General features: G+C 44.5%; 14 protein-coding genes and 2 tRNA genes. 9 read left to right on the top strand and 7 right to left on the bottom strand.

Translation table 11 applies throughout. The features are described from left to right. Positions 1-70: 70 nt before the first annotated feature. The gene (locus B3S92_RS10990) at positions 71-1,522 is read right to left on the bottom strand and encodes an ATP-binding protein (RefSeq protein ID WP_296206019.1); all 1,452 of its coding nucleotides are present in this window, start codon (positions 1,520-1,522) and stop codon (positions 71-73) included. Between the two features lie 120 nt (positions 1,523-1,642). Here B3S92_RS10990 and rpsP point away from each other — a divergent pair, with 120 nt between their 5' ends. The 7 genes from rpsP (at position 1,643) to uvrC (ending at position 8,293) form a co-directional block, all read left to right on the top strand. Continuing rightward, positions 1,643-1,906 carry a 30S ribosomal protein S16 gene (rpsP, locus tag B3S92_RS10985; protein WP_077450423.1) on the top strand — a complete coding sequence of 88 codons (264 nt, stop codon included), beginning with the start codon at positions 1,643-1,645 and terminating at the stop codon, positions 1,904-1,906. 89 nt (positions 1,907-1,995) lie between these two features. Then, entirely contained in the window at positions 1,996-2,526 is a 531-nt protein-coding gene (rimM, locus tag B3S92_RS10980; RefSeq protein WP_296206015.1) for a ribosome maturation factor RimM, read from the top strand. Positions 2,527-2,636: 110 nt separating this feature from the next. Then, the gene (trmD, locus tag B3S92_RS10975; protein WP_296206012.1) at positions 2,637-3,398 is read left to right on the top strand and encodes a tRNA (guanosine(37)-N1)-methyltransferase TrmD; all 762 of its coding nucleotides are present in this window, start codon (positions 2,637-2,639) and stop codon (positions 3,396-3,398) included. Positions 3,399-3,661: 263 nt separating this feature from the next. Further along, positions 3,662-4,087 (top strand): 50S ribosomal protein L19, encoded by a 426-nt coding sequence (gene rplS / locus B3S92_RS10970; RefSeq protein ID WP_077450420.1) that lies wholly within the window; start codon positions 3,662-3,664, stop codon positions 4,085-4,087. 285 nt (positions 4,088-4,372) lie between these two features. Beyond that, entirely contained in the window at positions 4,373-5,884 is a 1,512-nt protein-coding gene (locus B3S92_RS10965) for a DUF3360 family protein (RefSeq protein ID WP_296206007.1), read from the top strand. Positions 5,885-6,117: 233 nt separating this feature from the next. Next, positions 6,118-6,270, top strand: coding sequence for a hypothetical protein (locus B3S92_RS10960; RefSeq protein WP_296206005.1), 153 nt, complete (start codon positions 6,118-6,120; stop codon positions 6,268-6,270). Positions 6,271-6,469: 199 nt separating this feature from the next. Next, the gene (uvrC, locus tag B3S92_RS10955; protein ID WP_414707026.1) at positions 6,470-8,293 is read left to right on the top strand and encodes an excinuclease ABC subunit UvrC; all 1,824 of its coding nucleotides are present in this window, start codon (positions 6,470-6,472) and stop codon (positions 8,291-8,293) included. A 44-nt stretch (positions 8,294-8,337) separates the two neighbouring features. Here the strand turns inward: uvrC and B3S92_RS10950 are convergent, their stop codons facing one another. The 6 genes from B3S92_RS10950 to B3S92_RS10925 all read right to left on the bottom strand — a co-directional run bounded on the left by B3S92_RS10950 (position 8,338) and on the right by B3S92_RS10925 (position 13,061). Next, positions 8,338-9,096 carry a hypothetical protein gene (locus B3S92_RS10950; protein WP_296205999.1) on the bottom strand — a complete coding sequence of 253 codons (759 nt, stop codon included), beginning with the start codon at positions 9,094-9,096 and terminating at the stop codon, positions 8,338-8,340. A 90-nt stretch (positions 9,097-9,186) separates the two neighbouring features. Then, entirely contained in the window at positions 9,187-10,539 is a 1,353-nt protein-coding gene (gene fabF / locus B3S92_RS10945; protein ID WP_296205995.1) for a beta-ketoacyl-ACP synthase II, read from the bottom strand. A gap of 80 nt (positions 10,540-10,619) precedes the next feature. Then, entirely contained in the window at positions 10,620-11,036 is a 417-nt protein-coding gene (locus tag B3S92_RS10940) for a hypothetical protein (RefSeq protein WP_296205993.1), read from the bottom strand. Between the two features lie 124 nt (positions 11,037-11,160). Then, positions 11,161-11,520 carry a SirB2 family protein gene (locus B3S92_RS10935; protein WP_296205991.1) on the bottom strand — a complete coding sequence of 120 codons (360 nt, stop codon included), beginning with the start codon at positions 11,518-11,520 and terminating at the stop codon, positions 11,161-11,163. 49 nt (positions 11,521-11,569) lie between these two features. Next, positions 11,570-11,893, bottom strand: a complete 324-nt coding sequence (locus B3S92_RS10930; protein ID WP_296205989.1) for a BolA family protein — start codon at positions 11,891-11,893, stop codon at positions 11,570-11,572. Positions 11,894-12,257: 364 nt separating this feature from the next. Continuing rightward, positions 12,258-13,061, bottom strand: a complete 804-nt coding sequence (locus B3S92_RS10925; protein ID WP_296205987.1) for a M48 family metallopeptidase — start codon at positions 13,059-13,061, stop codon at positions 12,258-12,260. Between the two features lie 376 nt (positions 13,062-13,437). On the opposite strand from B3S92_RS10925, the gene B3S92_RS10920 reads away from it, so the two are divergent. Further along, positions 13,438-13,513: transfer RNA gene (locus B3S92_RS10920), tRNA-Gly, on the top strand. Between the two features lie 108 nt (positions 13,514-13,621). Next, a tRNA-Gly gene (locus tag B3S92_RS10915) sits at positions 13,622-13,697 on the top strand. Positions 13,698-14,231: the final 534 nt, after the last annotated feature.

Here is a 14,231-nt window from a genome sequence, read left to right as displayed (position 1 = left end):
GTATTTCAGGACGAGACAAACGATAACGGAGCCTGGTTGAGGGGTGAAATAGGGCGTTCACCGCTTCAAGTTAATCTTCATTGTTACCCTCTGCGTCCCCATCTTGTAAGTCAGGCTGAGACTGAGAGACTAAAGGAATTCGAACACAGACCTGCAATCCGCCTTCAGGGTGGTTGATGGCTTCAACGGTACCATGATGTAGCCCCGTGATGCGTTGTACGATGGCTAAACCTAATCCGCTACCTTGGGTGGTGCGAGCCGACTCTCCACGCTCAAAAGGCTGCATAATGCGTTCTAACTGGTCGTTGGCTACCCCTGGGCCACAATCACGAACACAGATGATAAGCTGCTCTTTGGCCTTTCGTACCATGCCTGGCGTCGATACTGAAGTTTCATCATCAGGATCAACTTCCTGTGAGTTGAAAGTGGGGGTGATGGTTGCAGTAAGATAAATAGGCGGCTTTCCGTAACGCTGAGCGTTAACAATTAGGTTGATAATAAGGCGTTTAATGGACAAAGGACGCACCGCAACCTCTCGCAGCCCATCGGTTTGATAAATAAATTCTAACGGCGCAAATTGCACCATCACTTCGCGAAAAATATTGTCTAGATTGGTTAAGCTCACCGCCTCATCTGAACCATCTTTCATAAAGGAGATAAACTGCTCTAATATGGCATCCATGTCTTCAATATCATAGATAAGCCCTTCGCGGAAAAACTCATCGGGCAGCATTTCAGCAGTTAAACGCATACGGGTTAACGGGGTACGTAGGTCATGTGAAATACCAGCGAGCATAATAGTACGTTCTTTTTGCGCCTGACTTAAGGTGCTAAATAGCCGATTAAAGGCCATGTTAACGCGGCGAATTTCGGTGGTGCCTGAGTTGGTAGGCAGGGTAGTGGCGGTACCCAAACGGATATAGTTGGTGGCCGCTTGTTGTAGCTTACGTAGAGGACGGTTTAATTGACGCACCAATAATAAAATGGTTAGTAAAGTAAATAGCGGGATACCCAATAAGAAAAAAACAAGTGAACTTGGGCTATACTGAGCATAAAATATAACAGGTTCACGTATCCAAAACTCTGGTGATGCTGTATCCTGAACCCAGAGCTGTGGAGTGGGTTTGAACTTAAAGTAGACCACACTTTCACGGCCCAGCTGTTGGCTGATTTCTTGCTGAATAACATCGGTAAAGAAACCCACCACAGCTTTATCTGAAACATCAGGGAACTGACTGGGATCTTCTACGACCTCAATATGATTATTAGCAAGAATCCATTGTCTGACCTCTTCATTTTCTCCCCAGTGCTCTCGAGTGGCAGTGACCAACTTAAGCTCTGTGGTTAGGTAGCGGGCATGGTTTTTTAACTCTGGTAAGTACAAACTTCGCCAGAAAAACCAGATCGATACCACGACACTAATCATGACCATCAGCATCACGGCAAGCGTCGTCTGCCAAGTGTTTGAATACGGTCTTGAACCGAACCGAGAGAAGAGAGGGCGAGTAGAGGCTTTGTTCATTGGGACATCGCTTATAGTATAATGATAGTTACAGTTTTAATTAAGTAAAAGGTTTCCAAGTCATTAGTATTCTGATATAATTATGCCCTTTTTGGTATACCTACGGAAGAGAGAACTCAAATGGTTGTTATTCGTTTAGCACGGGGCGGTGCCAAAAAACGCCCATTCTATCAAGTTGTTGTAGCAGATCAGCGTCGTTCACGCGATGGCCGTTACATCGAAAATCTAGGTTTTTATAACCCACTAGCGAAAGGTCAGGAAACTGAACTACGTCTAGATATGGATGCTTATAATGCTTGGATCGAAAAAGGTGCACAGCCTTCAGAGCGCGTTAAAGCATTAGCGAAAGGTTATAAGCCTGCAACTGAAGAAGTAACTGCTTAAGACATAATTTGTTTTGCAATGGGATAGTATCTCATTGCACTGCAGTTTTGAGTAATTGTTTTTTTATTAATTGTGGCTGAGCAAGTCTTATGACAACACCAAACGCTGACAGTCTTATGAAAATAGGACAGCTAAAAAAACCATACGGCATTAAAGGCTGGTTATGGGTTTTTAGCGAAACTGAGGAACGAGAAGCTATCTTTAGTTACTCCCCTTGGTGGATGAAGACGGCGACAGGGTTCAAACCACTGACCGTTACAGACTGGCGTAAGCAAGGGTCTGGTATTGTGGCTCAATTTGAGCAGGTACCTGATCGCAACATTGCTGAAACCATGAATGGCGTTAGCATTTGGATTGATAAAGACAGCTTACCTGAGACTGAAGAAGACGAGTACTACTGGTCTGATTTGGTTGGCTTAAGTGTTATTAATAAGCAGCAGGAATGTTTGGGCACTATCAAAGAGCTGTTTGAAACCGGTGCACACCCGATCATGAAGGTAGTGCCTAGTAAAGACAGTATTGATGATGAGCCTCGAATGATTCCTTGGCACAAGCAAACTGTCGATGTGGTCGATTTGGCTGCTGGACAGATGATTGTAGATTGGGAGCGTGATTTTTAATTAGCCACTTTAAGCATGAGATACCTTAGGCTTTTAAGTTTGCGATTGAAATTAGCGTTTTTTATTTTTAATCAACTGTCACTATTTTGGCGTTATTTGGAGGTGACCTAATGTATTTTGCAGTCATCACCATTCTGCCTGAAATGTTTACCGCTGTTAGCGAGTTTGGCATTACTGGTAGGGCCGTTCAAAATAAGCAAGTTACTATCGAGTGCATAAATCCTCGTGATTTCACGACAGACAATTATCGCCGTATAGATGAGCGTCCCTTTGGTGGCGGTCCCGGTATGGTGATGATGGCAGAACCTTTGGCCAAAGCCATTGAGTATGCCAAGTCGCAAGCCAGCCAACATGGCTGTGCCACAGACTCAGCGCATTGCCCTGTTATTTATTTGTCTCCGCAAGGTGACACCTTAAATGAAACCGCGGTAATGGCATTACGTCAATATGACGCAATGATCTTGCTATGTGGTCGTTATGAAGGCATTGATGAGCGACTATTGCAGCGTTACGTTGATATGGAGATCTCAATAGGAGACTTTGTATTAACCGGCGGTGAGCTACCCGCGATGGTATTGATGGACAGTGTGATTCGCAGGCTACCCGATGTGATGGGGGATGCCAAATCCGCTGAGCAAGACTCCTTTGTTGAAGGATTGCTAGATTGTCCACACTACACCAAGCCTCATGAATTTGAAGGTTTGACCGTGCCAGAAGTGCTACTTTCTGGTCACCATGCCAATATCGCAAAGTGGCGTTTTGTTGAGCAAGTTAAGCGCACCAAGCAAAGACGCCCTGACTTGTGGCAACAATTTACCCCGAATGCAGAGCAGGCCCGCTTGCTCAAAAAAGTTAAGGACGAAATAAAGTAGACAGGGGATAGACCTGACAGCGCTTTATTTGCGGTTAACTTTATTATTTTATTTATATTCAGATTCTAACTGATGGTCTTTATTGCAGTGACCCTAAGTCACCTTAAGAGCATTAGTGCTATTGGTTCAATATCGATAGCAGTCAAAACCGATTTCTTATTCCTGTTTCTCCTTTAAACTCGTTATTGAGTGCAAGGGGTTATTATTATAAACGGGTGGTATGCGACTTTCAGCCTATGCCGTCCCATGTGAGGAGCAATCTCATGAGTAATGTACATCCATTAGTACAAGCAGTTGAAAATTCACAACTACTTGAGCGTCCTAACTTCTCTGCTGGTGATACTGTAGTAGTTCAAGTAAAAGTACGTGAAGGTGAGCGTGAGCGTTTACAGGCTTTTGAAGGCGTGGTAATCGCTAAGCGTAACCGTGGTCTTAACTCTGCCTTTACCGTTCGTAAAATCTCAAGCGGTATCGGTGTTGAGCGTGCTTTCCAGTTACACTCACCAATTATTCATAGCATCGAAGTGAAACGTCGTGGTGCTGTACGTCGTGCGAAACTATACTACTTACGTGAGCGTTCTGGTAAATCTGCACGTATTCGCGAAAAGTTATCTTTACGCCGTGAAGGTGTTCAGAGCAAAACTGACGCGGGCGTTCCAGAAGCAGTTGAAACTGCACCAGGCATCTAAGCTGATCCTAATACTAGGTTAAAGCATTAATTAGTTGTATACCAAAAAGAGCTGGTAATCTAACCGTTATCAGGAAAAACCCTCAATCTGAAGAGATTGGGGGTTTTTCGATTTCTATAATCGACTATATTGAAATAAATCAGGGGGTTAGCCGTAAAATGTGCTCGTATTCTTTATCCAGTTAGACTACAATACTCAGTCATATTTATTACAACCCCTATAAACCGTGTGGTTTTATTAAACAATCCTGTCACCAAGGAAGCATTTATTGTATAAGGAGATACTATGAGTAATGACTCATTACCTAATTCTGGCGGGGCCCCTCTAGAGGAAGACATTGCTTTATCAGGGAGCTATGAACAGCTGCATAAACCCAGCTCTAGTTTCCCCAATCGTGATGCTTATCTGAATCATGAACTACAAATCATGCAGCCCAAGCGCTGGAAGCCTAACCTCCCATTCCGTGACTATCGTTTTGAATATGAAGATGCCATTCCAGCTTTAGCCGCCACCATTGGTAAAGTAGTTATGGTGGGTGCTATTGCAGCGACTTTTGCGGGCGCCTTAAACTTAGGCGATGCCTTTATTCTAGAAAACGTGCGTTATGAGCTATTGATCGTCTCATTCTTCGTTATTTTATTCTCCGGTTTTCTATTGCCTACTGCCAACTTAGCCGGTACCCATGGTCCCTTAATTCCGCTGATTCCGATCGTAGTTTTGGCGGGTGGTCACCCTATGGCCTTTGGTTTATTAATTGGTCTGTTCGGGATGCTTCTGGCTATTAGTAAAGGGGGGAGCTTGCTGGCAGAGCTGACCAGTAAAGGGGTCTGTGGTGGTCTGCTGCTCTATCTGGGCTTTATTGGGACCACCTCTCAGGTGACCAAGCTGCTTAACTGGTCGAAAGACATCAATATGCCCCACATCGCTTTCATTGTGATCTTAGGTACTATTGTTTTATACGCCATTTTAGAGAACTACAATAAGCGCTGGTTGGCGGTGCCATTGAGCTGCTTCTTAGGCGGAGCGACGGCCTTCTTATTGGGCGCGCCTTTTGCTTTTGAGACTGCCCCTGGTATGCCGCACATGAGCCCTATGTATTGGTGGGGTGAGAACACCGGTTGGATGTTAGGTCTACCCAACTTAGAAAGCTTTATGGTGGTGTTGCCTTTTGCGGTATTGGCTGTGGCTATGTGGTCACCAGACTTCTTAGGTCATCAGGTTTTCCAGAAGATCAGTTATCCAAAGCGTACTGAAAAAGTAATTATGGATATCGACGATACCATGACCAGTGCTTCAATTCGTCAGGTTGTGGGCTCTGTACTGGGCGGCGCAAACTTTACGTCATCTTGGGGTACCTATATCGTTCCAGCAGCGATTGCCAAACGACCTATCCCTGCAGGTGCTATCTTAACTGCTCTACTGTGTGTGGTTGCAGCAATCTGGGGTTATCCTATGGACTTGGCCATTTGGGAGCCTGTGATGTGTGTGGCGCTTATTGTGGGGGTATTTATTCCTCTACTTGAAGCGGGTATGGAGATGACTCGTGAAGGTAAAACCACGCAGTCAGCGGCCATTGTAGTATTCGCTTCAGCGCTTGTGAACCCAGCCTTTGGTTGGTCATTAACCATGCTACTAGACAACATGGGTCTGATTGGCTCTAAAGAGCGTAGTGCGGGTCTGAGCAAAATGAGTCGTTGGATCATTCCAGCCGGTATGTTTGTGCTATTGACCGTGGTGATGGCGATGGTGGGTATGCTACCAGGTATTCCAGCCTTGATGCCAAGCTTTAGACACTAATCTCTGCTGTTAGTTAACTGAACTGTTAAGTAAGATCTAACGCAAAATCTTAAGTAAGACCTTAAATAGTAATTAGCGTCTGAAATAAGATTTGAGTTAATAGTAAAAAAGTCGGCCTAGGGCCGGCTTTTTTTATGGCTAATATTCATAGTCATAAGTAGTCCGTACAATAGGTCTCATTTTTTGGTATCAATAATTGAAACAATTGTTAATTTAGACAGCAGGAGAGTTTTATGAGAAAAGTACTAGCGATCGCGTTAATTGTATTCGGGCTGGCGGCCATTATTGGCGGCATCATTATGTTGTTTAGTTTAAAAGATAACGATACTGCTTCAGTTGCCTATCCGCATTCATTAACGCCAATGACTCAGAAATTGTCTTCATAAAAATTTAATAAGATGGTTTTAAGAAAATTAGGCAGGATTTGAGGAGAGTAGATAGACGGGTTATTAAAGGAATAATACTAGAGATTGATAAAATGACTCAGCCCGTAATAGGCTTGCAATAAAGGTTTCAAAGCCCCATAAATAAAGATATCTTAAATATTTTTTGGTTTTGTGAGTTATGGTGAATAAGTCGACAACGATGGCCGCGGATGATAAACAAGCCCGGCTTAAGCATTTGATTAAGCGCATGCCTAATTTGCCAGGCGTATATAAAATGCTGGGTAAAAATGGCGATATCTTATACGTGGGTAAAGCAAAATCGCTAAAAAATCGAGTCAATAGCTACTTTGCTAAGACCATCGATCACCCAAAAACTCGCGCTTTGGTTTCGCGTATTCACAATATTGAGACCATTATTACCCGCAGTGAAACCGAAGCACTGCTACTAGAACAAAACCTAATTAAAGAGCACCGTCCGCCTTATAACGTCCTGTTACGTGATGATAAGTCGTATTTGTACGTCTTTATCTCAGCCGATCAGCCTTATCCTAGATTGGCGTATGGACGAGGTAAAGCCAAGCATCAAAAAGGCAAATTCTTTGGTCCCTTTCCTTCAGCGCATGCGGCCAAAGAAACCTTAACCTTAATGCAAAAGATGTTTCAGATGCGCCAGTGTACCAACACCTTCTTTCGCCAACGCAAGCGGCCGTGTCTCGAGTATCAGATTAAGCGTTGCCGAGCACCCTGTGTGGGTTTGGTATCGCCTGAAGAGTATGCCGAGGATGTACAAAATACCATCCGTTTTTTAAAAGGCGACTCCAGTGACATTCATTCTGCTTTAATTGACAAAATGGAAGACGCCGCTGAAGAGTTAGAGTTTGAAAAAGCGGCTTTTTATCGCGACCAACTGTCCATGCTACGTGAGGTACAGTCTCGTCAAGCGGTCTATACCGTGAAGGGTGAGGCAGATGTTATCTCTATTGCCAGTCAGGCAGGGATGACCTGTGTTAATGTGCTCACTGTGCGTGGCGGGCGCGTATTGGGCGGTAAAAACTATTTCCCTGACGTCGATAGCAGTGAGCCTATCAGCAGTAACTTATCGGCGTTTATTACCTCCTTTTATTTCCAAGTTACCGATGACTTACCGCCAGAGATTATCATCAGTCACGAGCTGCCGGATCAGCAGGCGCTGCAAGAAGCGTTAAGCACCCATTTTGAGAGTAAGACGGTCATTAAGACCAATGTGCGTGAACACCGAGCCGAGTGGTTAGATTTGGCGAAATTGAACGCTAATAATGCCTTGAAGACCAAACTTGGTGACTACCTAGAGTTGCACGCCCGCTTTGGGGCGCTAAAAGAAGTGCTACAACCGGTCACCCAAGCCAATATCGATAGAATTGAGTGTTTTGATATTTCGCATACCATGGGAGAGGCGACCATCGCCAGCTGTGTGGTATTTGATCAGGGTGGAGCGCGGAAACGCGATTATCGTCAGTATGCCATTCATGGAGTACAAGACGGTGATGATTATGCAGCCATGGCTCAGGCTTTGACCCGTCGCTATAAGAAGCACCCTTTGCCCGACATTCTATTGATCGATGGTGGTAAAGGTCAGCTTAATATGGCCAAAAATGTGCTAACTGAGTTGGATATCTTAAACGACACCTTGCTGATTGGGGTGGCGAAAGGGGAGGGGCGTAAGGCGGGTCTTGAGGTGTTGCACTTCATTGACCATGAGCCGTTGGACTTGCCCATGGACTCAAAAGCGCTGCATTTAATTATGAATATCCGCGATGAGGCGCACCGTTTTGCCATTACCGCGCACCGTAAAAAGCGCGATAAGCGTCGCTCTTCTTCAGTGTTAGAAGCTATTCCGGGACTCGGGGAGAAACGTCGCCGTGATTTGTTAAACCACTTTGGTGGCTTACAACAGCTGTTAGGAGCCTCTCAGCAAGAGCTGGAGGGGGTAAATGGCATTGGTAAAGTGATGGCCAATACCATTTATAAAGTGCTGCATGAATAACCTTTAACGGTTTGCTGCTTTACCTATTGAATACTTATTAACAGTTACTTGTTATCAAAACGGTTGGCCACTTGTTCACGCAACCAAGACTTTAAGTCTTCTGACATGTTGGCCAACTGCTCGCTGAGATAATCGTCGATACGACTCTCAAGCTCTTTAATAAAGTCAGCATCAAGCTCAGCCTTGGGAGCGGTCGTGTCGAAGGCAAATGACGCTGGGGCAGAGATCTCTGCTTCAGTCTCATTAACCACAGCAGTAGGCTGTGACTCTGAGGGGTCGACAGGAGCATCAGAAACTTCTGTATCAGAACCTTCATCTGTAACAAGGCCTTCGGCCTCTACAAGCGCATCAGTATCTACAGTGTTCTCAGTATCCGCTTGCGCTGCAGTACTGTCATCCACCAGATCGGTATCCGCTACTGGCATCGCCTGTGGATCTTGGACCAGAGTTTCATCTGTTTCTACTTGGGACTGCTCTAAAGCATCTTGCTCTGCCTGCTGCTCTTCATTTAATAAGCGCTCCGCCTCCAAAGCCTCAAGCTTGGCTCTTTCTGCTTCTAAGCGCTCCGCCTCTAATCTTTCTGCTTCTAAGCGAGCCGCTTCTTTTTCAGCAGCCACCTCGGCATTAATAGCGTCGATATGAGCATGCAAATCGGGCACTGTAAATTCGAAGCTCTCTAAATCAGTATCCGCGTCAAGCAGCTGCATAATATCTTCAAACTCTTGTAGCAAGGCGTCTTTAACCGCTTGTGGGGCATTGCTCCAGCGATGAGAGAATTGGTGTGAGAACGCAACTTGTGCCATATTAATGTGTCTCCATCAGAGTTTGATAGTGAAAAATAAAAGTAATTATGCGATAGGACTTATTGGGTAGAGTTTACGAATTAGACCGAATTACTCTACCCAGCGTGCGAATATCAAAGAGCCATTGGTACCCCCAAAACCGAAGCTATTAGACATCGTATAGTTAAGGTTGGTCACGGAACGTGCTGCATTGGCCACATAGTCTAGGTGGCAATCTTCATCAACATTTTCTAGGTTGATGGTAGGCGGTACTCTCTGATCCAGTAAAGCCTGGATACTAAAGATGGCTTCGATAGCCCCGGCAGCCCCTAACAAATGGCCAGTCATAGATTTAGTTGAGCTCACCAACAGACGCTCTTTGCATGCCTCAAATATGCCTTCAATGGCTTTGGATTCAGCCACATCTCCAGCGGGGGTGCTGGTACCATGGGCGTTGATATAGCCAATTTCACACGGGTCAATCCCCGCATCGTTAATGGCCATAACCATGGCTCTAGCGGCCCCATCACCATCCGCTGGCGGCGCAGTAATATGATGCGCATCGTCACTCATACCGAAGCCTGCCAGCTCCGCTAAGATAGTAGCGCCGCGGGCTTTGGCATGGGCCAGACTCTCTAGCACCAATACTCCCGAACCGTCTCCCAATACAAAGCCATCGCGGTGTTTATCAAAGGGACGGCTGGCACGGGTTGGGTCATCATTGCGAGTAGATAAAGCACCCATAGCGGCAAAGCCTGCCATACCCAGAGGGCTAGAGCCTTTTTCGCTGCCACCGGCCAACATAACATCACAGTCGCCATAAGCAATTAAGCGAGCGGCTAGACCAATGGCATGGGCAGCCGAAGTACAGGCTGTTGCGGTCGCTAGATTCGGACCACGCAAGTTATGCTTAATGGCCACCATACCCGCAGCCATATTAATAATAGAGCCAGGTAGTGAGAAAGGAGAGACGCGACGTGTTCCTTGATTGGCTAGGGCATCTCGGTTATCTTCTAACGTTTGTAGTCCGCCAATACCTGCCCCAATGATGACACCGAAGCGATCCGAATCCACGTTTTGCACCGGAGCCGACTCAGCTGATACTTGTTCAATAAAGCCGGCTTGCTTTAGCGCCATGCTAGCAGCAGCTACGCCATAATGAATAAAGGCATCATATCGACGGGCTTCTTTGGCGGCCATAAATTGACTGGCATCAAAGCCTTCTACGGTACCTGCAAATTGCGCCCGGTAGGTAGAGGCATCAAAGTGGGTAATTGGCTTAATGCCACTTTCACCTTGGATTAAGCGTTGCCAAGTGCTGTCCACGTCTAAGCCAAGAGGAGTAATCGCGCCCATACCGGTAATCACTACGCGCTGATGATCAGCCCGATTAAAATGAGCCGGCTTACTGCCAGCTGTGGCGCTATTTAAAGTTTGGGGTGTATTTGTTGTGGGCTGACTCATGATGTTATTGCCTTATTCCTTAGCCGGTCCTTGTTGCTAAGCGAGACTTGAAAGGGTCATCAAGCTGCTAATTATACTCACTAAGATTCGCCATAAACTTTTAGTTTAGCGGCAAATGCACATTGCTTCATACGCGCTGACTGTACCACTGCATCGCGCTCACCAAACAAGCGTGAAAGTTTGGCATCGCGTGCGTTATTATTGGTGCTTTTGCCAACACCAATATTGATGTTAGGAGAGATGCCCCAGCGTCCAGCAGAGACACCAACCCCAATACCTGTTGTGGTCAATCCTGAGTAGTTTCTACTTTCGGTATTAATATAGGATTGAATGCGCTGATATTCTTGAGACAGCGTCGAACAGTCATAATTTTGATAAGTGCTCGGGGGAATGTACTGGGGTGTGACATTACCCGTGCTGGCACAGCCACTGATAACCAGGATGCTGCCAACCACTGCAGCAGAAGTCATTAAAGATTTTACGCTAAGTTTTGGCATAGGAGCTCCTAAGTTTATAATTGCTGTAATTCAGATTATACAGGGAATAGACGCCTTACTTATAATAGAATTACTAGCGGCTTTGAGTGACAAGTGTCATTAGCAGCTGTTAATAGCTGCTGGACTACATAAAGTTGCCAGGCTTTACGAAAGCTAAGATGAAAATAGCCACGTAAGCAATGAAAGCGATAAAAATACCAGACTTGCTCTGTGCCGGTGTGGCCGTCGCTCTAAAGGCTTTAATACTAGCACTTATTGCCGCTATGAGTAATATAATTTTGGCAGCCACCCATTGTAGTGGGGCATTGGCTGACAGTAGCGGCATGACGTTCAATACTCCTGAGATAATTAACAGAGCATAAACCACATGGCTAGAAATTTTGCCCTTTTTATCGAAGCGGGTGCCTTTGGCCATCACCAAGTAGCTTTGCCATAAAAAAAGCACCACAGTGATTACCGCCATTAACATATGTAAGTGTTTCATAGTTTCCTCAAGCCAGTTACCTGGTCAATAAAATGATTGATTTTTATTATTAGTCTTTGTTTTGACCGGCACAAAGAGGGCTGGCAGGTACCGTCTGGTTCTGTTGTTGCCACTCGTCTGGACTGTAAGCGTGGATAGCCAAAGCATGAATGCTACCGCCTTGACTGGTCATTAACTCATTCATTAGCCCATAGATAAGTTGGTGTCTGGCAACGCGTCTTTTGCCTTCAAATTCAGGACTGACCAAAGTCAGCTTAAAGTGACTTTCTTTACCTTCAAAATAACCGGCATGATTCATAGACTCATTAACCAACTCGCTGTGAGTAGGGTTAAGTGCTTCGATGCGCTTTAATATTTCAGTATGGGTTTGCACGCCCTTTCTCCTAATGATGGATACGACTACTATCAATTGTTAATAGGTGAATCATTAAATGGCTGATACTTGTTAAGCAGTCAATAAAGAAACAGCCAAGTAACTAAATAATTGGCTCACTATAGTAGCTATATATTAACAGGTAACAGTAGTTCTGCTCTAGTGGCTGTCTGCAACACAGAAGAGGCCAGTTTATCTGACACCGAGTAATTTATTGAGTGGTCTATAAGCGTTATGAAATTAAGGGCTATATCAAATTAAGGGTTATAAAAAAACAGCCTGTGCAAGGCAGCAGGCTGATCTTAATAAACATATCTTTTAATAGTAACTACTTATAGTAGTAACTTCTTATAATAATTAGCCACTACTTCTTATAGTAAGGCATCACTTCAGGAATTAAAGCTTGTAATGAAGCAATACGGTTAGAGCTAGAGGGGTGAGTACTTAAGAACTGAGGTGGCTCGCCTTGGCTAGCACTTTGCATCTTTTTCCATAAGCTAACTGCGGCATTAGGGTCATAGCCGGCTTTGGCCATAAGTACCAAGCCAATCTTATCGGCTTCGGCTTCTTGGGTACGGCTGTTAGGGCGAGCAATGCCTAAGTCGCCAGCGATGTTTGCTAGTTGCGCTTGACCTTGCGATAGACCAAAGATGCTAGCGGCAATACCAATACCAGTCTGAGTGGCATACTGACTTGAGATACGCTCGCGGGCGTGCTCACGGATAGCGTGTGCCATTTCGTGACCCATAATAGCGGCAATTTCGGCATCAGTTAAATTCAAGCGGTCGATAATACCTGAATAGAACATGATTTTACCACCAGGTAAAACGAAGGCGTTTAGCTCATTGGATTTAATGGTATGAACTTCCCACTGCCAGTTTTTGGCATCCCCTCGATAAATCTCTGCTTGGTTGATTAGTTTACGGGCAATCCCATTTAGACGGGCCAGCTGAGCAGCGTTGGTGTCTAAAACTCTTTTATTGCGGGCTTCTTGAAGCAGCTGGTTATAGCTTTGCGCTGACATCTGCATAACTTGATCATTAGAGACCAATAATAGCTGCTGTCTGTCACTACCAATAACGCCAGAGTTGGTGGTCGAGCTACACCCGGTCAATGCCATGGCGGATACTGAAGCCACCAAAGTGGTTTTAATTAAAAACTTTTTCATTCTTTTCCTCATTAATAGGTCTACGTCATCTCTCTGTCTCAATCAAAGCGCCTAGGCTACTTACTAATATGCTAATTATTAAAATAGAATAATTACTAAGGTAAATCGTAATAGTGGACAGAGAATGTGGCGTATGAATTCTGATTATGGGCTAAAGTTTAGCGAATACAGCTGAGTAAAACAGCTGTTTATTGTAATTCATACGTTAAAAAACGTTGTTCATTTGAGGATATTGTTCAAATACAGGGCGATATCAGGCCTAATTAAAAAAATGCTGAAAAAAGGTGTTGACATAATTTTAATTTAATCTATAATAGCCCACCTATCAAGAGGCAGTAGCTTTAGTAATTAAAACTGGCTTATGCACTCGATTGATGCGGGAATAGCTCAGCTGGTAGAGCACGACCTTGCCAAGGTCGGGGTCGCGAGTTCGAATCTCGTTTCCCGCTCCAAATTTGTTGTAAAGGCTATTGATACTAGCCACTGTAAGACACAGCTATTGACACAAAGTATTTTTAATCTATAATACCTGTCTAGCTAATAAGCACTACGTACCAAATGCGGGAATAGCTCAGCTGGTAGAGCACGACCTTGCCAAGGTCGGGGTCGCGAGTTCGAATCTCGTTTCCCGCTCCAAATTTGCTCTTAGAGCATAAAAAACCTCACTTCTCTTAATTAGGGTAGTGAGGTTTTTTTTATGCCTGCAACCTATATATCTACTCTTATCTCTGTAATAAATCAGCCTATTAAACAAATTACCAGAATAAAATGAAACCTCAATGAAAAGCCCACAGATTAACCCGTGGGCTTTTTTTATGGCTAATTTTTGGTCGATAAACGAGCCGAGGTCAAAACTCAACTATAGTTTATTACTCTACAAGGACCCATTAGGATTACAGAAACAACAGGTTAATAATCTAGAAATATAAAAAGAACTTTAATCGCATGGATTTATATAGAAATACGCCCTGAAATACCATAAATGAGGTGGCTATTTATAATCCCCTTAATTATAATGAGGATATATTCGATATTTACCTAGCTTATTATAGCCAGGTCTAGAAACCCTTAAAATATAATACTTAATAGCCAAAATCTCTATAACTTATTGCTGAGGCTGAGTTTAGATTAGCCCGTTTTATGTTCGGTTAACCTACGGCAAACATCCAG

The organism is Psychrobacter sp. UBA3962, assembly GCF_002385225.1.
Taxonomy (GTDB): domain Bacteria; phylum Pseudomonadota; class Gammaproteobacteria; order Pseudomonadales; family Moraxellaceae; genus Psychrobacter.
Note: the sequence above shows the minus strand (reverse complement) of the source record. Positions and strands in the feature narration are given on the sequence as shown.

Excerpts from the sequence above, each read along its gene's own strand:
- B3S92_RS10990 (WP_296206019.1), bottom strand. The coding sequence starts at position 1,522 with ATGAACAAAGCCTCTACTCGCCCTCTCTTCTCTCGGTTCGGTTCAAGA.
- rpsP (WP_077450423.1), top strand. The coding sequence starts at position 1,643 with ATGGTTGTTATTCGTTTAGCACGGGGCGGTGCCAAAAAACGCCCATTC.
- rplS (WP_077450420.1), top strand. The coding sequence starts at position 3,662 with ATGAGTAATGTACATCCATTAGTACAAGCAGTTGAAAATTCACAACTA.
- trmD (WP_296206012.1), top strand. The coding sequence starts at position 2,637 with ATGTATTTTGCAGTCATCACCATTCTGCCTGAAATGTTTACCGCTGTT.
- fabF (WP_296205995.1), bottom strand. The coding sequence starts at position 10,539 with ATGAGTCAGCCCACAACAAATACACCCCAAACTTTAAATAGCGCCACA.
- B3S92_RS10935 (WP_296205991.1), bottom strand. The coding sequence starts at position 11,520 with ATGAAACACTTACATATGTTAATGGCGGTAATCACTGTGGTGCTTTTT.
- B3S92_RS10965 (WP_296206007.1), top strand. The coding sequence starts at position 4,373 with ATGAGTAATGACTCATTACCTAATTCTGGCGGGGCCCCTCTAGAGGAA.
- B3S92_RS10960 (WP_296206005.1), top strand. The coding sequence starts at position 6,118 with ATGAGAAAAGTACTAGCGATCGCGTTAATTGTATTCGGGCTGGCGGCC.
- B3S92_RS10940 (WP_296205993.1), bottom strand. The coding sequence starts at position 11,036 with ATGCCAAAACTTAGCGTAAAATCTTTAATGACTTCTGCTGCAGTGGTT.
- B3S92_RS10950 (WP_296205999.1), bottom strand. The coding sequence starts at position 9,096 with ATGGCACAAGTTGCGTTCTCACACCAATTCTCTCATCGCTGGAGCAAT.
- uvrC (WP_414707026.1), top strand. The coding sequence starts at position 6,470 with ATGGCCGCGGATGATAAACAAGCCCGGCTTAAGCATTTGATTAAGCGC.
- B3S92_RS10925 (WP_296205987.1), bottom strand. The coding sequence starts at position 13,061 with ATGAAAAAGTTTTTAATTAAAACCACTTTGGTGGCTTCAGTATCCGCC.
- rimM (WP_296206015.1), top strand. The coding sequence starts at position 1,996 with ATGACAACACCAAACGCTGACAGTCTTATGAAAATAGGACAGCTAAAA.